This is a genomic window from Nonomuraea sp. B19D2 (assembly GCF_040137845.1).
Classification (GTDB): Bacteria; Actinomycetota; Actinomycetes; order Streptosporangiales; family Streptosporangiaceae; genus Nonomuraea.
Genome location: NZ_JBEFAK010000055.1, coordinates 1 through 17291 on the forward strand (window position 1 = coordinate 1; position 17291 = coordinate 17291).

The following is a 17291-nucleotide window of genomic DNA, read 5'->3' on the forward strand; positions in this document are numbered from 1 at the left end:
GTTCGTGCGCAAGGTCACAGCCACACGGATCAATATACGGAGTTGATCTATCTACCGCTCAAAGATTCGACAGAAGGGCTTACCCCCATGGCTGAAGCCAGGGGTCCGCGCCCTAGATCTCCGATCGCTCCGCCAACGGGTACGTCCGATCGATGACCGGGGTGATCTTCCCCTGCTCGATGAGGCCGCGGAGGGCTGCCAGATCGTTCCGGTCAGAGCCGGCCGGCGGTGAGATAGATCGGATTGCCCGCTTCCATGCGGGTGCCGGCCGCCGACGCCGGCCTCCTCCTGGGCAGGCGCCGAGCACCCCGAGACTCACCGTGCTGGGGTGCCCGGCTCAGTCCCGAGCGTACGGCGCTGCTTCACGCATGCCGCGCCACGTTAGGGCAGGAGGAAGAAGATCTTTGCGCGGGTGCGATGCGCCCGCCGTACGGACTGCAGCGTATTGCCGCTGGTCAGGGGGTTGAGCGCCACCCGCCTGCGCGGGTGGCGGTCCTGCCCGTTAGGGTGAGTGAGTATTCACCAACCGAGGAGGGCGACACCGATGAGACTCGCGGTCTTCGGCGCGACCGGCGGCACGGGACAGCAGCTCCTGCGCCAAGCACTCGACCTCGGCCACGAGGTCACCGCCGTCGTGCGGGACGCGTCCAGGTTGCCCGCCGAGCTGCGCGACCGCCTGGACGTCGTCGAGGCCGACGTGATGAACCCCGACGCCATCGTCTCGGCGGTCAAGGGCCGCGACGCGGTGCTGACGGCTATGGGCGCGCGCCACCGCGGCCCCACCACGGTGCTGTTCGACAGCACCGCCTCCCTGATCAAGGCCATGACGCGGGTGGGGGCCCGGCGGCTGCTGATGGTCAGCGCCAGCGGCCTGGTCACCGACGCGGGCGACGGCCCGTTCACGCGGTACGTGCTCAAGCCGCTCATCGTGCAGCGCATTTTTCGCCACAACTACGCCGACCTGGCCGCGGCCGAGCGGCTGCTGCGCGCCAGCGATCTGGACTGGACGATCGTCCGGCCCTCGCGCCTGACCGACGGCGGGCGCAGCGCCCGCTACCGCACGGCCCGCGACCTCAACATCAGGGGCGGCATGAGCACCACCCGCGCCGACCTGGCCCACTGCATGCTCGGCCTGGTCGGCGACCACACCTCCATCCGCCACGTCATCTCGGTGGCGTCCTAGCCCGGTCTATCCGGTGACGAGCGCCGAAGGGTCGCGCTCGGGCGGTCCGGCGGGCCACCACGCGCCGTCGCGCAGGGTGAAGGGGTACCAGCGGCCGTCCCGGCCGTAACGCAGTTGCAGGGGGCCGAGGGTCCAGCGGTTGCGCCACGCCTCCACCTGCGGCGGGTGCTCGCCCTCCCATCCGGCCTCCAGCAGGGCCTGCGCTCTGGCCAGGTCCGGGCGGGGCGGCGTCCAGGGGCGCTCGAGCACGTCCAGGCCGTGCGTGCCGCCGTACCTCCATGCCTGCACGGCCGCCTCGAGTCCGAGGTCGAGGTCGTGGTCGGCGGCCAGGCGTACCCGGTCCTGGTACTCGGTGAGCTCCGGCAGACGCCCGTGCAGCAGCAGCTCGCGTGCCCGGGAGGCGGCCGAGGCGGCCAGCACCCGCAGGGCGGCCACGTCCACGCCCGGCGTCCGGTCCGCGGGCGGGTCCAGGGCGGGCGCGGCGAAGGCGACCTCGAGCGGCGGGGGCTCGGGCAGCGGTGGCACGCCCGCCGCGAACGCCTCGCCCGCCGCCACGCCCTCAGCCTCCTGCGCGGCCGGTGTGTCGTCGCCGGGAGTGCCGCGGCGCTGGAGCGCCTCGACCAGCTCCCGCTCGCCGCGCCCGCGCATCAGCAGCAGCACGAACGGGTCCGCGTCCAGCAGCCACGACGCCTGGTAGCACAGCGCGGCGGCGTGCTTGCAGGGGTGACCCCAGTCGGGGCAGGAGCACTCCGGCTCCAGGTCGCCGACGGCGGGCAGCAGCGGCACGGCGGCGTCCTCGGCCGCTTCGACCAGGTCGTGCGGCATGTCACCGTCGAGCAGGGCGGCGATGTGGCCGCTCTTGGCGGCGACCTGGTCGAGGAAGCGTTCCCAGGCGGCGTCGGTGAGCTGCTCGACGCGTACGACGGTGTCGTACTCGCTCTCGGTGACGGCGGCGATGCGCCCGGGGCTGACGGTGATGGGCCCGATCTGGCCCGTCTTGGCGTACGCGCGGCCCTTGCGCAGCAGGACGTGGTCGAGCGAGGTGTCCTCCACGGCCTTGACCCAGGCGCGCCCCCACCAGGAGGTGGCGAAGCGGGCCCCGGCGCGCTGCGGGGGGAAGGCGGGAAATCCACGTGCGGCGGTCATCTCAGCTCCACGAGAGCAGCGAGTTCGGCGTCGGTCAGCTCGGTGAGGGCGGCCTCTCCGGAGGCGAGCACGGCTTCGGCGAGCGCGCGTTTGGCGGCGAGCATCTCGGCGATGCGGTCCTCGATCGTGCCCTCGGTGATCAGGCGGTGCACCTGGACGGGCCGGGTCTGGCCGATGCGGTAGGCGCGGTCGGTGGCCTGGTCCTCGACGGCCGGGTTCCACCAGCGGTCGTAGTGGATGACGTGGTCGGCGCGGGTGAGGTTCAGGCCGGTGCCGGCGGCCTTGAGCGACAGCAGGAACACCGGTGCCCGGCCGTCCTGGAAGCGCGCGACCATCTCCTCGCGGCGGGCGACCGGGGTGCCGCCGTGCAGGAGCTGGGTGCTCACGCCCCTGGAGGTCAGGTGCCGTTCCAGGAGACGGGCCATGGTGACGTACTGGGTGAAGACCAGCACCGCGCCGTCCTCGGCGACGATGGTGTCGACGAGCTCGTCCAGCAGTTCCAGCTTGCCCGAGCGGCCGGTCAGGCGCGGCTCGCTCTCGTGCAGGTACTGGGCGGGGTGGTTGCAGATCTGCTTGAGCCCGGTCAGGAGCTTGACGATGAGGCCGCGCCTGGCCATGCCGCGGGCGTCGGCGATCTGGGCCATGATCTCGCGTACGACGGCCTCGTACAGGCCGGCCTGCTCGGTGGTGAGCGCGACGGGACGGTCGGTCTCGGTCTTGGGCGGCAGCTCGGGCGCGATGCCGGGGTCGCTCTTGCGGCGGCGCAGCAGGAACGGCCCGACCAGCCGCGACAGGCGTTCGGCCGCCGCGCTGTCGCCGGATTCGACGGGTTTCGCCCAGCGTGCCCTGAACCTGGCCAGCGGGCCCAGCAGCCCCGGCGTGGTCCAGTCGAGGATGGCCCACAGCTCCGACAGGTTGTTCTCCACGGGGGTGCCGGTCAGCGCGACGCGGGCGGCGGCGGGGATCTCCCGCAGCGCCTTGGCGGTGCCGGAGGCGGGGTTCTTGACGTGCTGGGCCTCGTCGGCCACCAGCAGGCCCCAGGGGTGCGCGGCCAGGCGGGCCGCGTCCATGCGCATGGTGCCGTACGTGGTCAGCACGAACCCCTCCTCGGCCAGCGTGCGGCTCGAGCCGTGGAAGCGGCGCACGGGCACGCCGGGCGCGAACCTGGCGATCTCCCGCTCCCAGTTGCCCAGCAGCGAGGCCGGGCACACCACGAGCGTGGGGCCGGTGCCTGAGCGGTGCAGATGCAGGGCGATGAGCGTGATCGTCTTGCCCAGGCCCATGTCGTCGGCCAGGCAGCCGCCCAGGCCGAGTGAGGTGAGCCGGGCCAGCCAGCGCAGCCCGGCCAGCTGGTAGTCGCGCAACGTGGCGGCCAGCCCGTCGGGCGGGTCGGCGTCGGCGGGCTCGGACAGGCGTTCACGCAGCTCGCGCAGCCAGGCGGTGGGCTCGACGGCGACCTGCTCGCCGTCGACCTCGACCGTGCCGGTCAGGGCGGCCCCGAGGGCCTCGATGCCGGTCAGGGGCTTGAGGTCGCGCTGGCGGGCCTTGCGGGCCAGGTCGGGTTCGATGAGGACCCATTGGTCGCGCAGCCGTACGACGGGGCGGTGCGCCTCGGCCAGGCGGTCCATCTCCTCGGCGGTCAGGCGCCGGCCGCCGAGGGCGAGCTGCCAGTCGAAGCTGGTCAGGTGGTGTCCGCCGAGGAACGACGGCATGTCGGACGGCTTGCTGTCGCGTTCGCCGATGACGGCGCGGGCGCTCAGGCCGCGTACGAGGGCCTTGGGCCAGTGCACCTCGACCCCGGCGGCGGCCAGGCGCTCGGCGGCTCCGGCCAGCAGGTCTTCGACGTCGCCGTCGGTGAGCGTGAGCTCGTCGGGCACGGCGCTGTCGAGCAGGCGCTCCAGGCGGGGCCAGGTACGGGCGGCGCGGCGCACGGCCAGGGTGGTCTCGATCCTGGCACGGGGGCCGAAGCCCGGGTCGTGGCCGCGCCACAGGTCGGCGGCGTCCACGACGAGTGCGGGGTCGGCCAGGCTGTGCAGCTGGAGGACGGCGCGGAACTCGGCGGCGGCCAGGTCGTCGGCCTCCAGCCGCAGCGACAGCCGTACGCCGGAGTCGAGCCCGGCCGCCACCTCCTCGGCCCAGGGGCGCAGGTGCGGCACCTTGACGGGCTTGGCGGCGGCGTAGGCGGTCAGTCCGGTGGCCCGCACGGCGCCGGGGGAGCGGGGCATGGCGTCGGCGACCGCGTCGAGGAACGCCCGCACGAGCGGCTCCGCCTCGGGCAGCCACACCTCGCCCGGCTGCTCGTCACCGGTCCCGGCCGGGCCGGGTGGCCCGTCGAGGGGGAGGGCGCGGGCGGAGGCGGGCATGGCGGCGGCCAGTTCGCGGATGCGCTGGGCGTCGGCGGCGTCCAGCGGGCCGGCGCGCCAGGAGTCGTGATCGCCCGCCGTCACCCCCGGCAGGATGCGGCCCCGGGTGACGAGCTGGAGTGCCACCAGCGCGACCGCGCCCCAGAAGCGGGCCGCCGGGTGGGCCTGCGCGGCCACGCGCGCCCTGGCCAGCGCCGCCACCGCCTCGCCCACCGGGACGAGCCTGGCCGCGACCTGCCGGGTGCCCCCGTGCGGCTCGGCCACCGTCACCGCGGACGGCCCGTCCGGGTCGAGGAAGACCATGTGCCCGGACCTGGGTGGGTCGCCGGGTTGGAAGACTGCCGAGTGCCGTACGAGATCCGTCATCGAGCTCACGGCCGTACAGTGTACGGTACGGCGGGGTGGGGTTTCCCACACCTTCCGATCAGAAGTCCACCTCATTCCCGGCATATCCGATCATCCCTAGCCTTGAGCCTATGACTGATTGGCTGGTTGGACTGATGGAGAGCCTTGGAGCGCCTGGGGCGGGGCTTGCGATCGCGCTGGAAAATCTGTTCCCGCCCCTCCCCAGCGAGGTGATCCTGCCCCTGTCGGGCTTCACCGCCGGCAGGGGGCAGATGGACCTGCTGGACGTGCTGGTGTGCACGACGCTCGGCTCGGTCATCGGGGCGCTGGCGCTGTACTGGGTGGGGGCGCTGCTGGGCCGCGAGCGCACGCTGGCCATCGCCGCCAAGCTCCCCCTGGTCAAGCCGTCCGACATCGAGAAGACCGAGGCGTGGTTCCTCAAGCACGGCCGCAAGACGGTGTTCTTCGGCCGCATGATCCCCCTCTTCCGCAGCCTCATCTCGATTCCGGCGGGCGTGGAGCGGATGCCGCTGGTGACGTTCACGCTGCTGACGAGCGCCGGCAGCCTCATCTGGAACACGATCTTCGTGATGGCCGGCTACCTGCTGGGTGACAACTGGTCGGTGGTGGAGACCTATGTGGGCGTCGGCACCAAGGTGGTGATCGCGGTGGTGGTGCTGGCGATCCTGGTGTTCGTCGGCGTGCGGCTGGCCGAGCGGCGCAGGGGCAGGCATGCGACTCGCCGCTGAGGGGCTGCGACTGCTGGGCGCGGTGGCGCTGGGCGCCCTCACCGCGCCGGCCGAGCTGGTGTTCCTGCTGCTGGCGCTGCCGTTCCTGGGCAATCCGAACGTCGGCGCGGCGGCCCGGCGGCTGGCCCGCCTCGAGGCGCGCCGCCTGCGCCTGGACCCCGACGCCCTGCAGGAGGGCAGGCCGTTGCCCTACCTGGCCGCCCGCGTCCCGGTGGGCGTGCTGGGCGGGCTGGTGATCACATTGCTCGTGTACGGGGCCGGCGCGGCGGTCCTCATCCTCGCGGCGTGGGGCCGCGGCGAGCCGTTCGACGGGATGCTGCCGTCGATCCCGCTGGTCGCCTACTTCGTGGTGGGCGGGGTGGTGCTGCTGTTCCTGGACCTGTCGGGCGTGGTCGGGGTGCACGCGCTGGAGCGGCGGCTGGCGCTGCGGATGCTGGGTCCCGACCCGACGCAGGCGCTGGAGCGCAGGATCGCCGAGCTGGCCGAGAGCCGGGCCGGGATCGTGGCCGCGGTCGACTCCGAGCGCCGCCGCATCGAGCGTGACCTGCACGACGGGCTGCAACAGCGCCTGGTGGCGCTGTCGATGCTGATCGGCCGCGCCCGGCGGGGCCGCCCCGAGCTGCTGGGGCAGGCGCACCAGGAGGCTCAGCAGGCGCTGGCCGAGCTGCGCGAGGTGGCCTGGCGGGTCTACCCGAGCGGCCTGGACTCCCTCGGTCTGGGCGAGGCTCTGGCGGGGGTGGCCGAGCGTTCGGGTGTTCCGGTGCGGGTAGCCTGCGACCTGCGGCGTCGGCCGCCCATGGCGGTGGAGGCTGCGGCGTACTTCGTGGTGTGCGAGGCCGTCACCAACGCCGCCAAGCACGCCGGCGCCACGCTCATCACGGTCGAGGTGCACGAGGAGGACGCCGCGGTGGTCGTACGGGTGCGAGACGACGGCGCGGGCGGCGCGCAGGCGTCGGGCGGCGGCCTGTCCGGGCTGGCCAGGCGGGTGGCGGCGCTGGACGGCACGTTCGAGGTGCGCAGCCCGGCGGGCGGGCCGACGACGATCACGGCGGTGCTGCCGTGCGGGTGATCCTGGCCGAGGACTCCACGTTGCTGCGCGAGGGCCTGGTACGGCTGCTGCTGGAGGAGGGCCACGAGGTGCCGGCCGCGGTCAGCGACGGCGACGCGCTGGTGGCGGCGGTGGCCGAGCACCGGCCGGACATCGTGGTGGTGGACGTACGCATGCCGCCGACCCACACCGACGAGGGTCTGCGGGCGGCGCTGGAGATCAGGCGGCGCTGGAGCGAGGTCAAGGTGCTGGTGCTGTCGCAGTACGTGGAGAAGAGGTACGCCACCGAGCTGATGAGCGCGGACGTCGAAGGCGTCGGCTACCTGCTGAAGGACCGGGTGGCGCAGGTGGGCGACTTCCTGGACGCGCTGGAGCGGGTGGGCGCGGGCGGGGCGGCGTTCGATCCGGAGGTGGTGCGCCAGCTGCTGGCCCGCACCACGCAGGTGGACCCCCTGGCGCGGCTGACGGCGCGGGAGCGGGAGGTGCTGGAGCTGATGGCGCAGGGGCTGACCAACGCCTCGATCGCCCAGGGGCTGCACGTGTCGCAGAGCGCGGTGGAGAAGCACGTGAACTCCCTGTTCGACAAGCTGCGCCTGTCGCACACGACCGGTTACAGCCGGCGCGTGCTGGCCGTGCTGCACTTCCTGAAGTCCTGACAATCAAAGTCGTCTTGACAATCTTATTTGTCGGTGGAATGGTTGGGGCATTCCACCGACGAAGGGAGCTGAACCCGCCATGAGCAAGACCGTCGCGGCCAAGCTGCTCATCAAGCCGGAGTCCAAGGTGTGGATCTCCGACGCCGCACACCTGCCGCTCCTCGGGCCGCTGCCCGAGGGCGCGCGCCACGTCGAGGACCTCGAGGAGGCGGATGTGGCGCTCGTCTTCGCCGCCGACGCCGCCGCGGCCCGGCAGGTCCTGGACCGGCACCACGACCAGGTCACCACGCCGCCGGTCGTGTGGGTCGCCTACCCCAAGGGGAACAAGGCGGACATCAACCGGGACACGCTGTGGCCGATCGTGGGCGAGTACGGGCTGCGTCCCAACGGGCAGGTGGCGGTGGACGAGGTGTGGTCGGCGCTGCGCTTTCGCGCGCTCAAGGACGGCGAGGCCCCCTTCACCGGCGGCAAGCAGGGATAGGCGCGCCTGGCTGGTTGACGAGTCGCGCCCCTGATCTCGTCGCGGAACCGTCCACGGGTCGGGAGTGAATCGTGGTCACGGCGGAACGGCGCTCGCACGCTGTAGACGCGTCCGCGGAATGGGTGCGGGCGGAGAGCATGCTCCGCCTGGGTTGCTTCTCGTGGGTCAGACCGGAGAAGGTCCTTTCTGGCATGCAACGCTGCTCAGGAACGGTGGTGTCGTCTCGGCCCCGCAGGTCGCACTCCGGTGAGCGCGAGGTTGAGCAGCCGGTCGGCCTGTGCCATGCCGTCGGGTTCCTGCTCGACGGCCAGGGAGATGGCGTTGGCGAGCTTGAGCAGGTCTGTGATCGATACGTCCTCCCGTACGGCGCCCGCCTGGCGGGCGCGGGCCAGCAGGCCCTCTCCGGCGTTCACGATCATGGTGTGGCAGGTGGTGCCCAGGGTGGGGTCGCCGTCTTGGGCGCCCCTCATCAGCGAGGCGGCCAGGCCGCGGTTGGACACGGCGTGTGTGGCGACGGCGCGAAGCCAGGTCACCAGCGCCTGCTCCGGATCCGGCCCGGCGGCCAGGTCGCCGGCCGTGGCGCACAGGGCCTCGACCTTGTCCCGGAAGACGGCCTCGAGCAGCCGTTGCCGGGAGGGGAAGTGCCGGTGCAGCGTGGCCGAGCCGACGCCCGCGCGCCGGGCGATCTCCTCCAGGGACGCCTCGGCTCCGTGCTCGGCGATGGCCTCGGCGGCCGTGGCCAGGATGCGGTCGTAGTTGCGGCGCGCGTCCGCACGCATCGGCCGCGCGGGCGACGTCGTACGGCTGTCCTGCGACATGTGATCTCCGGCGAGCTTGCGGAAACGGGGTGACCCTCCATATCGTACTGACCCAGAACCGGAGGGATCCCCCATTTAAGTGGGTGCCCTCCGCATGCCTACTTTCTGGAGACATTTCGTGAAGACGATCGTGGTGGTGGGGGCGACCGGCCTGCAGGGCCGGGCCGTGACGGCGCGTCTGCTCGCCGACGGCTGGCTGGTACGAGCGGTGACGCGCGATCCGGACGCCGCTGGGCCCCGAGCGCTGGCGCGGGCGGGTGCCGAGCTCGTCCGCGCCGAGATGGACGACGTCGCCTCGCTCATCGCCGTGGCTGAAGGCGCCCACGGCCTGTTCAGCGTGCAGCCCACCGTCGGCTCCCCGGGCACGCCGGCGGGCTTCTCCGCCGAGGACGAGGTCCGCTGGGGCGGCAACGTCGCCGAGGCGGCACACGCCGCCGGTGTGCGGCATCTGGTCTACGCCTCGGTCGCCGGTGCGGGCCGCCACAACACCGAGCAACTGCCGCAGAACGTGGTGAGCAAGTGGCGGATCGAACAGCACATCACCCGGCTGGGCCTGCCCGCGACCTTCCTGCGGCCGGTCTCGTTCATGGAGAACTACACCGGCTCGTACCATCTGCACGACGGCGCCGTGGCCACCGCGTTCGCCGCCGACGTGCCGCAGCAGATCATGGCCGTCGACGACGTCGGCGTCTTCGCCGCCCTGGCCTTCGCCCGGCCGGGCGAGTGGATCGGCCGGGCGGTGGATCTGGCAGGCGACGAGCTGACTCCGGTACAGATCGCCGCGGCCATCTCCACGGCCCTCGGCCGGCCGCTGCCGTACGTGCAGCTTCCGCTCGAGGTGATCGCCCAGGCCGGCGAGGAGTTCGCCTTCGCCTACACCTGGCTCAACGAACGCGGCTGGCGCGCCGACGTCTCCTTCGCCCGCGCGCTGCACCCCGGCTTGCTGGACCTGCGTACCTGGCTGGCCCGGACCGGAGCGGCCCAGATCGCCGGCTTCCTGGCCGCCCAGGACCGATGAGCGCCCCCGACCTCGGACGGGTCGGCATCTGGGCGGGCGAGATGGACCGCTGTCCCGCCCCCGTCCTGCGCCGAGCGGCCGCGCTGATCGAGGACCTCGGCTACCCGGCCCTGTGGTTCCCCGAGACGACCGGCCGCGAGGCGATGGCGCAGGCCGCCCTGCTGCTGTCGGCCACTCGGCAGACCGTCATCGCCACCGGCACCGCCAGCGTCTACGCCCGGGACGCGGTTACCACCGCAGCCGCGCAGCGCACTTTTGTGGAGGCATTTCCCGGCCGGTTCCTGCTCGGTCTCGGGATCAGCCATCCCGCCCTGGTCACCGGCGTGCGCGGCCACCGCTTCGGCCCGCCGCTGGCGACGATGCGCCGCTATCTGGACGCGATGGACGCCGCCCCGTTCGGCCCGCCGATCCTGGCACCGCCTCGGGTCCTGGCCGCGCTGGGCCCCAGGATGCTCAGGCTCGCCGCCGAACGAGCGCGCGGCGCCCACCCGCTGGGCATGCCGGTCGAGCACACCCGCCACGCAAGAAGCCTGCTCGGACCGCGGCCGCTGCTCGCGGTCACCCAGCTCGTGGTCGTGGATCCGTCCCGTTCCCGCGCGGCCGAGCTGGCCCGCACCCACGCGGCCGCCGCCCTGCCCAACCGGCTGACGCTGCTGCGCGGGCTGGGATTTCACAACGCCGGGGCCCTTGACGATCGGCTGGTCGAAGCGCTGGTGGCCACCGGCGGCCCTGAGGACATCGCCCGGCGGGTCGGTGAGCACCTCGACGCCGGTGCGGATCACGTCAGCCTGCACGTGCTCACGGCCACACCGGATCAGCCGCCACTGCGTCAATGGGAGGAGCTTGCCGCACAGCTGTTGTGAGCCGGCACTTCGTCACCTGGCCGGCGCGCTCCGGCAAAGCCGACGCACCACACGCAGGAGTGCCGGCAACGAGATCAGCGCCGCTTCAGCACGCCGACCAAGCTCGTGAGGCTGTCTTGGCCATGGCCGGCGGTGACGCCTTGGCGAAAGATCTTCAGGACGGCGGCCGGAAGTGAGCCGTCCACGCCGGATGCCTGTGTGGTGTGCAGCACGTGTTCCAGGCTCGCCACGCCCATGGAGATCCGGTCGACGTCCCCCTCGTGGTGGCCCGCGGTGATGCGTGGCGCGTAGAACTCCAGGAAATAGCGGAGGTCCATGGTCTTCACGGCGTGCGGCAGGAAATCCTCCGCCGAGATGCCGTTGGCCTCCGCCACCGCCTGGCCGTGCAGGTAGCCTGCCAGCGCCGTCCAGAACATGCCGATCCCGATCTGGTAGTACAGCGCCGCCAGTCCCTGGTCCTCGCCGAGGTATTCGATCCCGGTCAGCACCTCGAGGGCGGGCCGGTGCGCCTTGATGGCGTCTTTGGGGCCGCTGTAGTACGTCATGGCGTCCGGCGTGCCAATGCCTGGAGGCGGCACCTGCACGCCTCCGGTGATCTGCACGGCCCCGCGCTCGGCCAGCCACGCCGCCGCCTGTCGTGCCCTGTCCGGGGTGTCGGAGGTGAGGTTGGCCAGGGTGCGTCCGGCCAGGGCGGTACGCGGGGCCTGCGCGAGGATGGCATCCATCGCGTCGTAGTCGGTCAGGCTCAGCACGACCAGCTCGTTGGTGGTGAGCGCCGCCTCGACGGATTCCGCTCTCCTCGCGCCCCGCGCCACCAGCTCCTCTGACCTGGCAGGCGTGCGGTTCCACACGGTCACCTCGTAGCCGCTGTCGAGGTAGGCACTGGCCATGGCCTGCCCCATGGGGCCCAACCCGATCACCGTCACGGACTTCATCCGGCTCTCCTCGCCACTAGAACGAACGCTCTATCCAGACGGCACGGTAGCACACGACTAGAACGAACGCTCTATCCAGTACGATGGGAGCCATGCGGACCAAGCACGAGATCGGCACCCGGGAGCGGATCGTCCGGACAACCTCTCGCCTGATGCAGCGGCAGGGGTACGAGGCGACGGGCCTCAAGCAGATCTCCCAGGAGGCCCAGGCCACACTCGGCTCGGTCTACCACTTCTTCCCCGGCGGCAAGAAGGAACTGGCGGTCGAGGCGGTCCGTCACGGGGACAGAGAGTTCGCAGAATTCCTGCGCGCGGCGTTCGACCAGGAGGACGATCCGGCCGCGGCGATCGTCGCCTGCACCCGCGACCTGGCCAAGGGGCTGCGCGAGTCCGGCTGGCTGGACGGCTGTCCCGTCACCACCACGGCGCTGGAGAGCGCCGGCCGGGTGCCCGAGATCCAGCAGGCGGCAGAGAACGCCTACGACAACTGGCGCACGCTGGTCCGCGACAAACTCGGCCGCGCCGGCTTCGCCGACGACGTGGCGCACGACCTCGCCCACAGCGTGATCAACATGCTGGAGGGCGCGGAGCTGGCGGCGCAGGTGTCCCAGGACGAGGCGCCGCTGGAGATCGCCGGCAGGCATCTCGCACGGCTCATCGACTCCTACCGGCGGGGTTGAACCGGTCCGGCCGGTGCGTCAGGCGCGGCCTTGCTGGACACTTCGTTCGGGCTCGCACCGTCAGGCTTGTGCCCGTCGTGCCGGCTCTCTGAGCGCCTCGGTGGTCGCCATGCCATCATCGCCGCGCCCTTCGTCCCGGCAACCCGCGCCTCCGTCTGGCTGATCTCGAGGGGAGCCGGGCTTATGGGCTGGTTGAGGCTGTGGCGTCAGGGGACGCCGCTGGGGACGAACGCAGGTCCGGCGTGATGGCGGCCACCACGGCGACGGCGCCGAGGCACAGCAGGCCGCCGCCGATCACGGCTGCCGTCCCCGTGGTGGCGTCCGCGACGAGGCCTGCGCGCAGGTTGCCGATGTCGGGGCCGGCTTGCCCGACGATCTGTTCGGCGGCGCCGACCCGGCCGAGTAGTTCGTTCGGGGTGTGCAGCTGGACGATGGTGCTGCGGGACACCACGGTGATGGTGTCGGCGGCGCCGGCCAGGACGAGGAAGGCGAGCCCGATCCACGGGTGGGGCGACATGCCGAACAGCGCGAGGGCCGCGCCCCATGTGGCGGATCCGCCGAGCATGACCAGGCCGGGGCGGGGGAGCCGGGTGAATGTCCCGGACAACAGGGAGGCGGCGACGCCGCCGACGGCTATGGCGGTGAGGAACAGGCCGAGGGTGCGCGGATTGTCGCCGAACCGTTCTGCGTTGATCAAGGGGAACAGGCTGATCGGCATCGACAGCACGGTGGTGGCCAGGTCCGTGAGCAGGGCGCCGCGGACGACGGGAGTGCGGGCCAAGAAGAGCAGGCCGTCCGCCACTCCGCGCAGGCCGGGGCGGGAGGGCTCGGCTCCGGGGCTCATCCGCGGCAAGCCGAACGCACCGTAGAGCGCGGCGCCGAAGGTCAGCGCGTCGATCAGGTAGCAGCCGCCGACTCCCAGCCAGCCCACGATCAGCCCGCCCAGCGCGGGGCCCATCAGCATGGCGCCCTGGAAGGCGATCCGGTTCAGCGCCAGCCCGGCGGCCAGCTGGTGCTTGGGCAGCAGGTGCGGGATGAAGGTGCGCGAGGCCGGGCCGCCGCCGGCGGCGAAGCAGGATTGCGCGGCGACCAGCGCCAGAACCCCGGCGGCCGGCAGGTGCCCGAGGAAGCCCTGAAGGGCGAGCAGGAGCGAGCAAACAGCCAGTCCGCCGGTCGTGAGCAGGTAGACCTTGCGCCGGTCGACGCGGTCGACGAGCGATCCGGCGAAGAGCCCGAGCACGACCAGCGGAATCGCCCCGGCCAGGCCGACGGCGCCGGTCCAGGCGGTGCTCTTGGTCGTCTGCCAGACCTGGAACATCACGGCGACGAGCGTCATCTGGCTGCCGAACCCGGACAGGGCCTGGCCGATCCATAACCGCCGGAACTGCGGTGACGACCGTAGCGGGGTCACGTCGAGCAGGGTGTGCTTCAGCCCCATGCGGGGTCCTCCGCCAGCTTCTCGGCGATCCGGTCGTGGAAGCTCTTGCGCTCGAGGGCCTGCTCGATGTCGGCGACGACGCGGGAGAGCGGATAGGGAAGCTCTGCCTCGAGGTCGGCGACGGCGGCCTCGGTGGCCCGCCACTCCGCCGCCAGGCGGCCGATGATGCTGCGGGCGTTGTCGGTGAGTGTCACCTTCTTGCTGCGCGCGTCGTCGCCCGCGATGGTCTGCACCCAGCCGGCCGCGCGCATGGCGGCGACCTTCTGGCTGAGTGCCGAATGCGTCCGTCCGACCGACTCGGCCAGTTCGGTGATGGTCATGGGCCCGCAGGCATTGAGCCGGAGCAACTCCATCACGAAGCTCGGCTTGAGCCCTTCGATCTGCCCCTCGGAGTAGATCTGGGCGATGTCGGCGTCCATGGACGCTTGGAGAAGTCGCAGAGGGCGCCAGAGGCTCTGCTGGGTGGGATCGAGCGCTTGAGGGTCGGCCATGAGGATGATTGTAACAGAGCTTATATAAGTACTGTTGGATTTACGGTGCCGTGCAGACAAGGGTTGATCGCGGTGGCCGGGCGGAGCCTGCGGGCGGTGTCGGCGAGATCATCCGGCGGTGCGTTCGGCGTGGCGGAGCGCGCGCAGGCCCGGGAGCGTTATGGCGCCCAGGCGGGCGCCCGTGCCCGGCTCCAGGCGCAGCACCTGCTCGCCGGCCCCGGCCAGCAGCTCCCCTTCCAGGTACGCCAGCCCGCGCGTCTGCCCCGGCAGGTCCCAGGCGGCCTGCGGCGCGAGGGTGGCGCCGTCGGCGGCCAGCAGCCGGTTGCCCGCCGCCATGAACAGCCGCCCGCCCCCCGCCGCCGCGAACGCCTCACCCGGGCCGCCGGCGTCCGGGTCCCGGACCGGCGAGGAGGCCGGGGCCGGGCTCAGGAGCTTGGCCAGCAGCCCCGATCGGGTGATCGTCAGGTCCTGGGTGGAGGCCGAGACCACGCGTCCGGTGGAGGCGTCGAACACGTACAGCCGTGTGCCGTCCACCGCCAGCGCGTGCGCCTCGGGCGGGCCGAGCCCGAACGGGGCCGGCAGGTCCAGGCAGTACGCCCAGCGCTGGTCGAGGTGCAGGACGTGCACGAAGGCGTGCGCTCCTGGGCTGAGGTCCTTGCCCGCGGCCAGGTCCCGGGTGTGCAGGTGGGCGTCCTGGTGGGTGTAGAGGGTGTAGAGGATGTTCTGTCCGGGGTCGAGTACGGCCTGGCGGCCCTGGCCGTGCATCTCCTCCTCCCGCCCTGGCGGGATCTGCCGCTTGTCGCGCGTCAGCAGGGCGCCCATCGTGCCGTTGTCCAGGTCGTACACGCGTACCCGGTAGCGGTCGGGGGCCTGCGGGGGCAGGCGGTCCAGGACGTACATCGCGCTGCCGTCGGTGGAGAAGGCCTCCGGTTCGATGTTGCCGTCGAGGTGGAGCGTGCGCTGCGGTCCGGCGCCGGCCACGGTGATCGTGGTACGGGTCCGCGGGCCCGGCGGCGGGCCGAGCGCGGCCAGGTCGGCGGAGACGGCCTTGACCTGTAGAGCGGACGTCGGCAGGTCGTCGAGGAGGGTGCCGTTGCCGGCCTGGTAGGTGCGCAGGTGGCCGTCGTGCAGCTGGTAGAGCCTGGCCCAGCGGGGTTCGGCGACCGTGCCGGGGTAGGTGGCGCGGACCGTGCCGCCGGCCAGGTCGGCGACGGCCAGCCCGGCGGCGGTGTCGGCGAACAGCCGCCCGGGCAGTGGGGCCGTCGCGGGCGGAGGCTGGGGCCGCTCGTCCGCGGCGCAGGCCGACAGGACGGCGGCGGCGCCGCACAGGAGGAGCGCTTGGCGTCTGGTGTAGGGAGCCATGTCATGCCTACACCGCCCGCGCCGTCGAGGTTCCGCCGCCGGGAAGGGGTGTCAGGTCCGGGGGCGCAGGGTGGCCAGTTTGCGCAGGCTGTGGCGGACGAGGGCGGCGCAGACGGGACGGATGAGCGGCCACAGGGCCCGGCCCAGCGGCCCGAGGGGCAACTGCAGCCGCTCGGCCCAGACGACGCGGCTGCCGCCGTCTTGCGCCCGTACCCGGATGACGCCCTCGCCGCGCACGACGCGGCCGGTGTGGGTGACGCGCACCAGCGACGGCGGCTCCCAGCGGGTGATCGTCATCGTGTCCAGGAACCCGAACGGCCTCACCCCGGTGTAGGCCTCGACGGCGTGCTCGCCCACCTGCCGGGCATCGGTCATGAACATCCACTCCCGGTGCCGCTCCCAGTCGGTGATCATCGCGAACACCTGCTCCGGCGGTGCCGGCACGTGGACGGCGGCGGCCACGTGCACGGGTCTCATCGGGACTCCCCGGGGTGCGGGCCCGGTGCGGCCGGCGGCCAGTGTCTGAGCAGGACGTCGAGCGCGTCCAGGGTCCTGGACCATGAGATGTCCACGTCGCGTGGGTGGCGGCCGAACCGGCCCGTCGTCTCCAGGGACACATATCCGTGGAAGGTGCTGCCCAGCAGCCGTACCGCGTCCGTCTGGTCGGGGTCCGGCAGCTCGTAACCGCGCAGAATCGCCCGGGTCAGCTCCGCGTGCCGACCTGCCGCGACAGTGGCCGCCGTCTGCGGGTCGAGCTCGATCTGCGCCGCGGCGTACCTGCCCGGATGCTCCTTGGCGTAGTCCCGGTAGACGTTGGCGAAGGCCACCAGCGCGTCCTTGCCCGCGCGGCCGGCCAGCGCGGCGGCGGCCCGGTCGGCGAGCTCGGTCAGGGCCAGCTCGGCCACCCTTACCCGCAGGTCCTGCGCGTCCTTGAGGTGTGCGTACAGGGCGGCCGGTTTGACGCCGAATCCGCGCGCGAGCGCCGAGACGGTCACGTTCTCGAAGCCGATCTCGTCGGCCAGGTCGGCCGCCGCCCGGGTCAGGCGTTCCGCGGTCAAGCCCGCACGTGCCATCGGTCGTCCTCTCACACAAACTTACAGGCTTTAATTATTTGCATAATACCCTTAAGGATGTGTAGCCTCCCCGCCCATGAGATCAGTCACTGAGCGCGATATCCGCACGTCGTTCGTCAACTGCTCCAAGGGGGAGAGCAAGCGTCTCCACCTTCCCAGAGACTTCACCGACAGCTCGTGGGAGGACCTCGACTTCCTCGGGTGGCGAGATCCGGGCGCGCCCGAACGCGCCTACCTGGTGGCCGAACGCGACGGCGGCCTCGTCGGGATCGCGCTGCGGGTGACATCGAGTGCGTCGCGAGGTTTCACCTCGCGCAGCATGTGCTCGCTGTGCCTGACCACGCACACCAGCGGCGGCGTGGCGCTGATGACGGCGCGCCGGACCGGCGAGGCAGGCCGGCAGGGCAACTCGGTCGGGCAGTATCTCTGCACCGACCTGGACTGCTCCCTGTACGTGCGCGGCAAGAAGGAGGCCGCGGGGGACGGAGTCGTCGATGAGTCCCTTACCCCGACGGAGAAGGTCGCCCGCACCCGGGCCAACCTGTCGTCCTTCCTGGACAAGGTGGTCGGGTGACCGCCCCGTTCAGGCGGGGGCGCGTCCGGCCAGAGCGTGCTGCGCACGGTGCTGTTGAGGCCGTCCGC

General features: G+C 72.2%; 18 protein-coding genes and 1 pseudogene. 9 read left to right on the forward strand and 10 right to left on the reverse strand.

Features of this window, described 5'->3' with window-relative positions; genetic code table 11:
• Positions 1–544 precede the first annotated feature (544 nt).
• On the forward strand, positions 545–1183 hold the full coding sequence (locus ABN273_RS50755; protein ID WP_349456887.1) for an NAD(P)-dependent oxidoreductase: 639 nt from the start codon (positions 545–547) through the stop codon (positions 1181–1183).
• A gap of 6 nt (positions 1184–1189) precedes the next feature.
• Here the strand turns inward: ABN273_RS50755 and ABN273_RS50760 are convergent, their stop codons facing one another.
• On the reverse strand, positions 1190–2329 hold the full coding sequence (locus ABN273_RS50760) for an SWIM zinc finger family protein (RefSeq protein WP_349456889.1): 1140 nt from the start codon (positions 2327–2329) through the stop codon (positions 1190–1192).
• The gene (locus tag ABN273_RS50765; protein ID WP_349456966.1) at positions 2326–5058 is read right to left on the reverse strand and encodes an SCO1167/SCO6262 family helicase; all 2733 of its coding nucleotides are present in this window, start codon (positions 5056–5058) and stop codon (positions 2326–2328) included. The genes ABN273_RS50760 and ABN273_RS50765 overlap by 4 nt, the downstream gene beginning before the upstream one ends.
• A 110-nt stretch (positions 5059–5168) precedes the next feature.
• On the opposite strand from ABN273_RS50765, the gene ABN273_RS50770 reads away from it, so the two are divergent.
• The 4 genes from ABN273_RS50770 to ABN273_RS50785 all read left to right on the forward strand — a co-directional run bounded on the left by ABN273_RS50770 (position 5169) and on the right by ABN273_RS50785 (position 7971).
• Positions 5169–5786, forward strand: a complete 618-nt coding sequence (locus tag ABN273_RS50770; protein ID WP_349456890.1) for a DedA family protein — start codon at positions 5169–5171, stop codon at positions 5784–5786.
• On the forward strand, positions 5770–6855 hold the full coding sequence (locus tag ABN273_RS50775) for a sensor histidine kinase (RefSeq protein ID WP_349456891.1): 1086 nt from the start codon (positions 5770–5772) through the stop codon (positions 6853–6855). Before ABN273_RS50770 ends, ABN273_RS50775 begins: the two co-directional genes overlap by 17 nt.
• Positions 6846–7490, forward strand: coding sequence for a response regulator (locus ABN273_RS50780; RefSeq protein WP_349456892.1), 645 nt, complete (start codon positions 6846–6848; stop codon positions 7488–7490). Before ABN273_RS50775 ends, ABN273_RS50780 begins: the two co-directional genes overlap by 10 nt.
• A gap of 79 nt (positions 7491–7569) precedes the next feature.
• Positions 7570–7971, forward strand: coding sequence for a hypothetical protein (locus ABN273_RS50785; protein ID WP_349456893.1), 402 nt, complete (start codon positions 7570–7572; stop codon positions 7969–7971).
• Between the two features lie 203 nt (positions 7972–8174).
• Here the strand turns inward: ABN273_RS50785 and ABN273_RS50790 are convergent, their stop codons facing one another.
• Entirely contained in the window at positions 8175–8789 is a 615-nt protein-coding gene (locus ABN273_RS50790) for a TetR/AcrR family transcriptional regulator (protein ID WP_349456894.1), read from the reverse strand.
• A 118-nt stretch (positions 8790–8907) separates the two neighbouring features.
• On the opposite strand from ABN273_RS50790, the gene ABN273_RS50795 reads away from it, so the two are divergent.
• Both ABN273_RS50795 and ABN273_RS50800 read left to right on the forward strand, forming a co-directional pair.
• Positions 8908–9807 carry an NmrA/HSCARG family protein gene (locus tag ABN273_RS50795; RefSeq protein WP_349456895.1) on the forward strand — a complete coding sequence of 300 codons (900 nt, stop codon included), beginning with the start codon at positions 8908–8910 and terminating at the stop codon, positions 9805–9807.
• Positions 9804–10670, forward strand: a complete 867-nt coding sequence (locus ABN273_RS50800) for a TIGR03620 family F420-dependent LLM class oxidoreductase (RefSeq protein WP_349456896.1) — start codon at positions 9804–9806, stop codon at positions 10668–10670. Before ABN273_RS50795 ends, ABN273_RS50800 begins: the two co-directional genes overlap by 4 nt.
• Before the next feature lie 74 nt (positions 10671–10744).
• Here ABN273_RS50800 and ABN273_RS50805 read toward each other — a convergent pair whose 3' ends face one another.
• Both ABN273_RS50805 and ABN273_RS50810 read right to left on the reverse strand, forming a co-directional pair.
• Positions 10745–11158 carry an imine reductase family protein gene (locus ABN273_RS50805; protein WP_349456967.1) on the reverse strand — a complete coding sequence of 138 codons (414 nt, stop codon included), beginning with the start codon at positions 11156–11158 and terminating at the stop codon, positions 10745–10747.
• 3 nt (positions 11159–11161) lie between these two features.
• Positions 11162–11611: pseudogene (locus ABN273_RS50810) on the reverse strand (NAD(P)-dependent oxidoreductase); the annotation flags it as partial.
• Between the two features lie 86 nt (positions 11612–11697).
• On the opposite strand from ABN273_RS50810, the gene ABN273_RS50815 reads away from it, so the two are divergent.
• Positions 11698–12285: a TetR/AcrR family transcriptional regulator gene (locus tag ABN273_RS50815; RefSeq protein WP_349456897.1), complete on the forward strand. Its 588-nt coding sequence runs from the start codon at positions 11698–11700 to the stop codon at positions 12283–12285.
• A 181-nt stretch (positions 12286–12466) separates the two neighbouring features.
• On the opposite strand, the gene ABN273_RS50820 is transcribed toward ABN273_RS50815, so the two are convergent.
• The 5 genes from ABN273_RS50820 to ABN273_RS50840 all read right to left on the reverse strand — a co-directional run bounded on the left by ABN273_RS50820 (position 12467) and on the right by ABN273_RS50840 (position 16649).
• Entirely contained in the window at positions 12467–13723 is a 1257-nt protein-coding gene (locus ABN273_RS50820; protein ID WP_349456898.1) for an MFS transporter, read from the reverse strand.
• Complete coding sequence (locus ABN273_RS50825) at positions 13714–14214, reverse strand: MarR family winged helix-turn-helix transcriptional regulator (RefSeq protein WP_349456899.1); 501 nt, start codon at positions 14212–14214, stop codon at positions 13714–13716. Before ABN273_RS50825 ends, ABN273_RS50820 begins: the two co-directional genes overlap by 10 nt.
• A gap of 108 nt (positions 14215–14322) precedes the next feature.
• On the reverse strand, positions 14323–15576 hold the full coding sequence (locus ABN273_RS50830) for a hypothetical protein (protein ID WP_349456900.1): 1254 nt from the start codon (positions 15574–15576) through the stop codon (positions 14323–14325).
• A gap of 51 nt (positions 15577–15627) precedes the next feature.
• Complete coding sequence (locus tag ABN273_RS50835) at positions 15628–16053, reverse strand: SRPBCC family protein (RefSeq protein WP_349456901.1); 426 nt, start codon at positions 16051–16053, stop codon at positions 15628–15630.
• Positions 16050–16649 carry a TetR/AcrR family transcriptional regulator gene (locus ABN273_RS50840; RefSeq protein ID WP_349456902.1) on the reverse strand — a complete coding sequence of 200 codons (600 nt, stop codon included), beginning with the start codon at positions 16647–16649 and terminating at the stop codon, positions 16050–16052. Before ABN273_RS50840 ends, ABN273_RS50835 begins: the two co-directional genes overlap by 4 nt.
• 76 nt (positions 16650–16725) lie before the next feature.
• Between ABN273_RS50840 and ABN273_RS50845 the strand changes: the two genes are divergently transcribed.
• A complete protein-coding gene (locus tag ABN273_RS50845) occupies positions 16726–17223 on the forward strand; it encodes an FBP domain-containing protein (RefSeq protein WP_349456903.1) in 498 nt (165 codons plus the stop codon).
• The last annotated feature ends 68 nt before the right edge of the window (positions 17224–17291 follow it).

What these genes read in the sequence shown, in the direction of transcription:
- ABN273_RS50755 (WP_349456887.1), top strand. Translation starts at nt 545, where the DNA reads ATGAGACTCGCGGTCTTCGGCGCGACCGGCGGCACGGGACAGCAGCTC.
- ABN273_RS50760 (WP_349456889.1), bottom strand. Translation starts at nt 2,329, where the DNA reads ATGACCGCCGCACGTGGATTTCCCGCCTTCCCCCCGCAGCGCGCCGGG.
- ABN273_RS50765 (WP_349456966.1), bottom strand. Translation starts at nt 5,058, where the DNA reads ATGACGGATCTCGTACGGCACTCGGCAGTCTTCCAACCCGGCGACCCA.
- ABN273_RS50770 (WP_349456890.1), top strand. Translation starts at nt 5,169, where the DNA reads ATGACTGATTGGCTGGTTGGACTGATGGAGAGCCTTGGAGCGCCTGGG.
- ABN273_RS50775 (WP_349456891.1), top strand. Translation starts at nt 5,770, where the DNA reads ATGCGACTCGCCGCTGAGGGGCTGCGACTGCTGGGCGCGGTGGCGCTG.
- ABN273_RS50785 (WP_349456893.1), top strand. Translation starts at nt 7,570, where the DNA reads ATGAGCAAGACCGTCGCGGCCAAGCTGCTCATCAAGCCGGAGTCCAAG.
- ABN273_RS50790 (WP_349456894.1), bottom strand. Translation starts at nt 8,789, where the DNA reads ATGTCGCAGGACAGCCGTACGACGTCGCCCGCGCGGCCGATGCGTGCG.
- ABN273_RS50800 (WP_349456896.1), top strand. Translation starts at nt 9,804, where the DNA reads ATGAGCGCCCCCGACCTCGGACGGGTCGGCATCTGGGCGGGCGAGATG.
- ABN273_RS50815 (WP_349456897.1), top strand. Translation starts at nt 11,698, where the DNA reads ATGCGGACCAAGCACGAGATCGGCACCCGGGAGCGGATCGTCCGGACA.
- ABN273_RS50820 (WP_349456898.1), bottom strand. Translation starts at nt 13,723, where the DNA reads ATGGGGCTGAAGCACACCCTGCTCGACGTGACCCCGCTACGGTCGTCA.
- ABN273_RS50825 (WP_349456899.1), bottom strand. Translation starts at nt 14,214, where the DNA reads ATGGCCGACCCTCAAGCGCTCGATCCCACCCAGCAGAGCCTCTGGCGC.
- ABN273_RS50830 (WP_349456900.1), bottom strand. Translation starts at nt 15,576, where the DNA reads ATGGCTCCCTACACCAGACGCCAAGCGCTCCTCCTGTGCGGCGCCGCC.
- ABN273_RS50835 (WP_349456901.1), bottom strand. Translation starts at nt 16,053, where the DNA reads ATGAGACCCGTGCACGTGGCCGCCGCCGTCCACGTGCCGGCACCGCCG.
- ABN273_RS50840 (WP_349456902.1), bottom strand. Translation starts at nt 16,649, where the DNA reads ATGGCACGTGCGGGCTTGACCGCGGAACGCCTGACCCGGGCGGCGGCC.
- ABN273_RS50845 (WP_349456903.1), top strand. Translation starts at nt 16,726, where the DNA reads ATGAGATCAGTCACTGAGCGCGATATCCGCACGTCGTTCGTCAACTGC.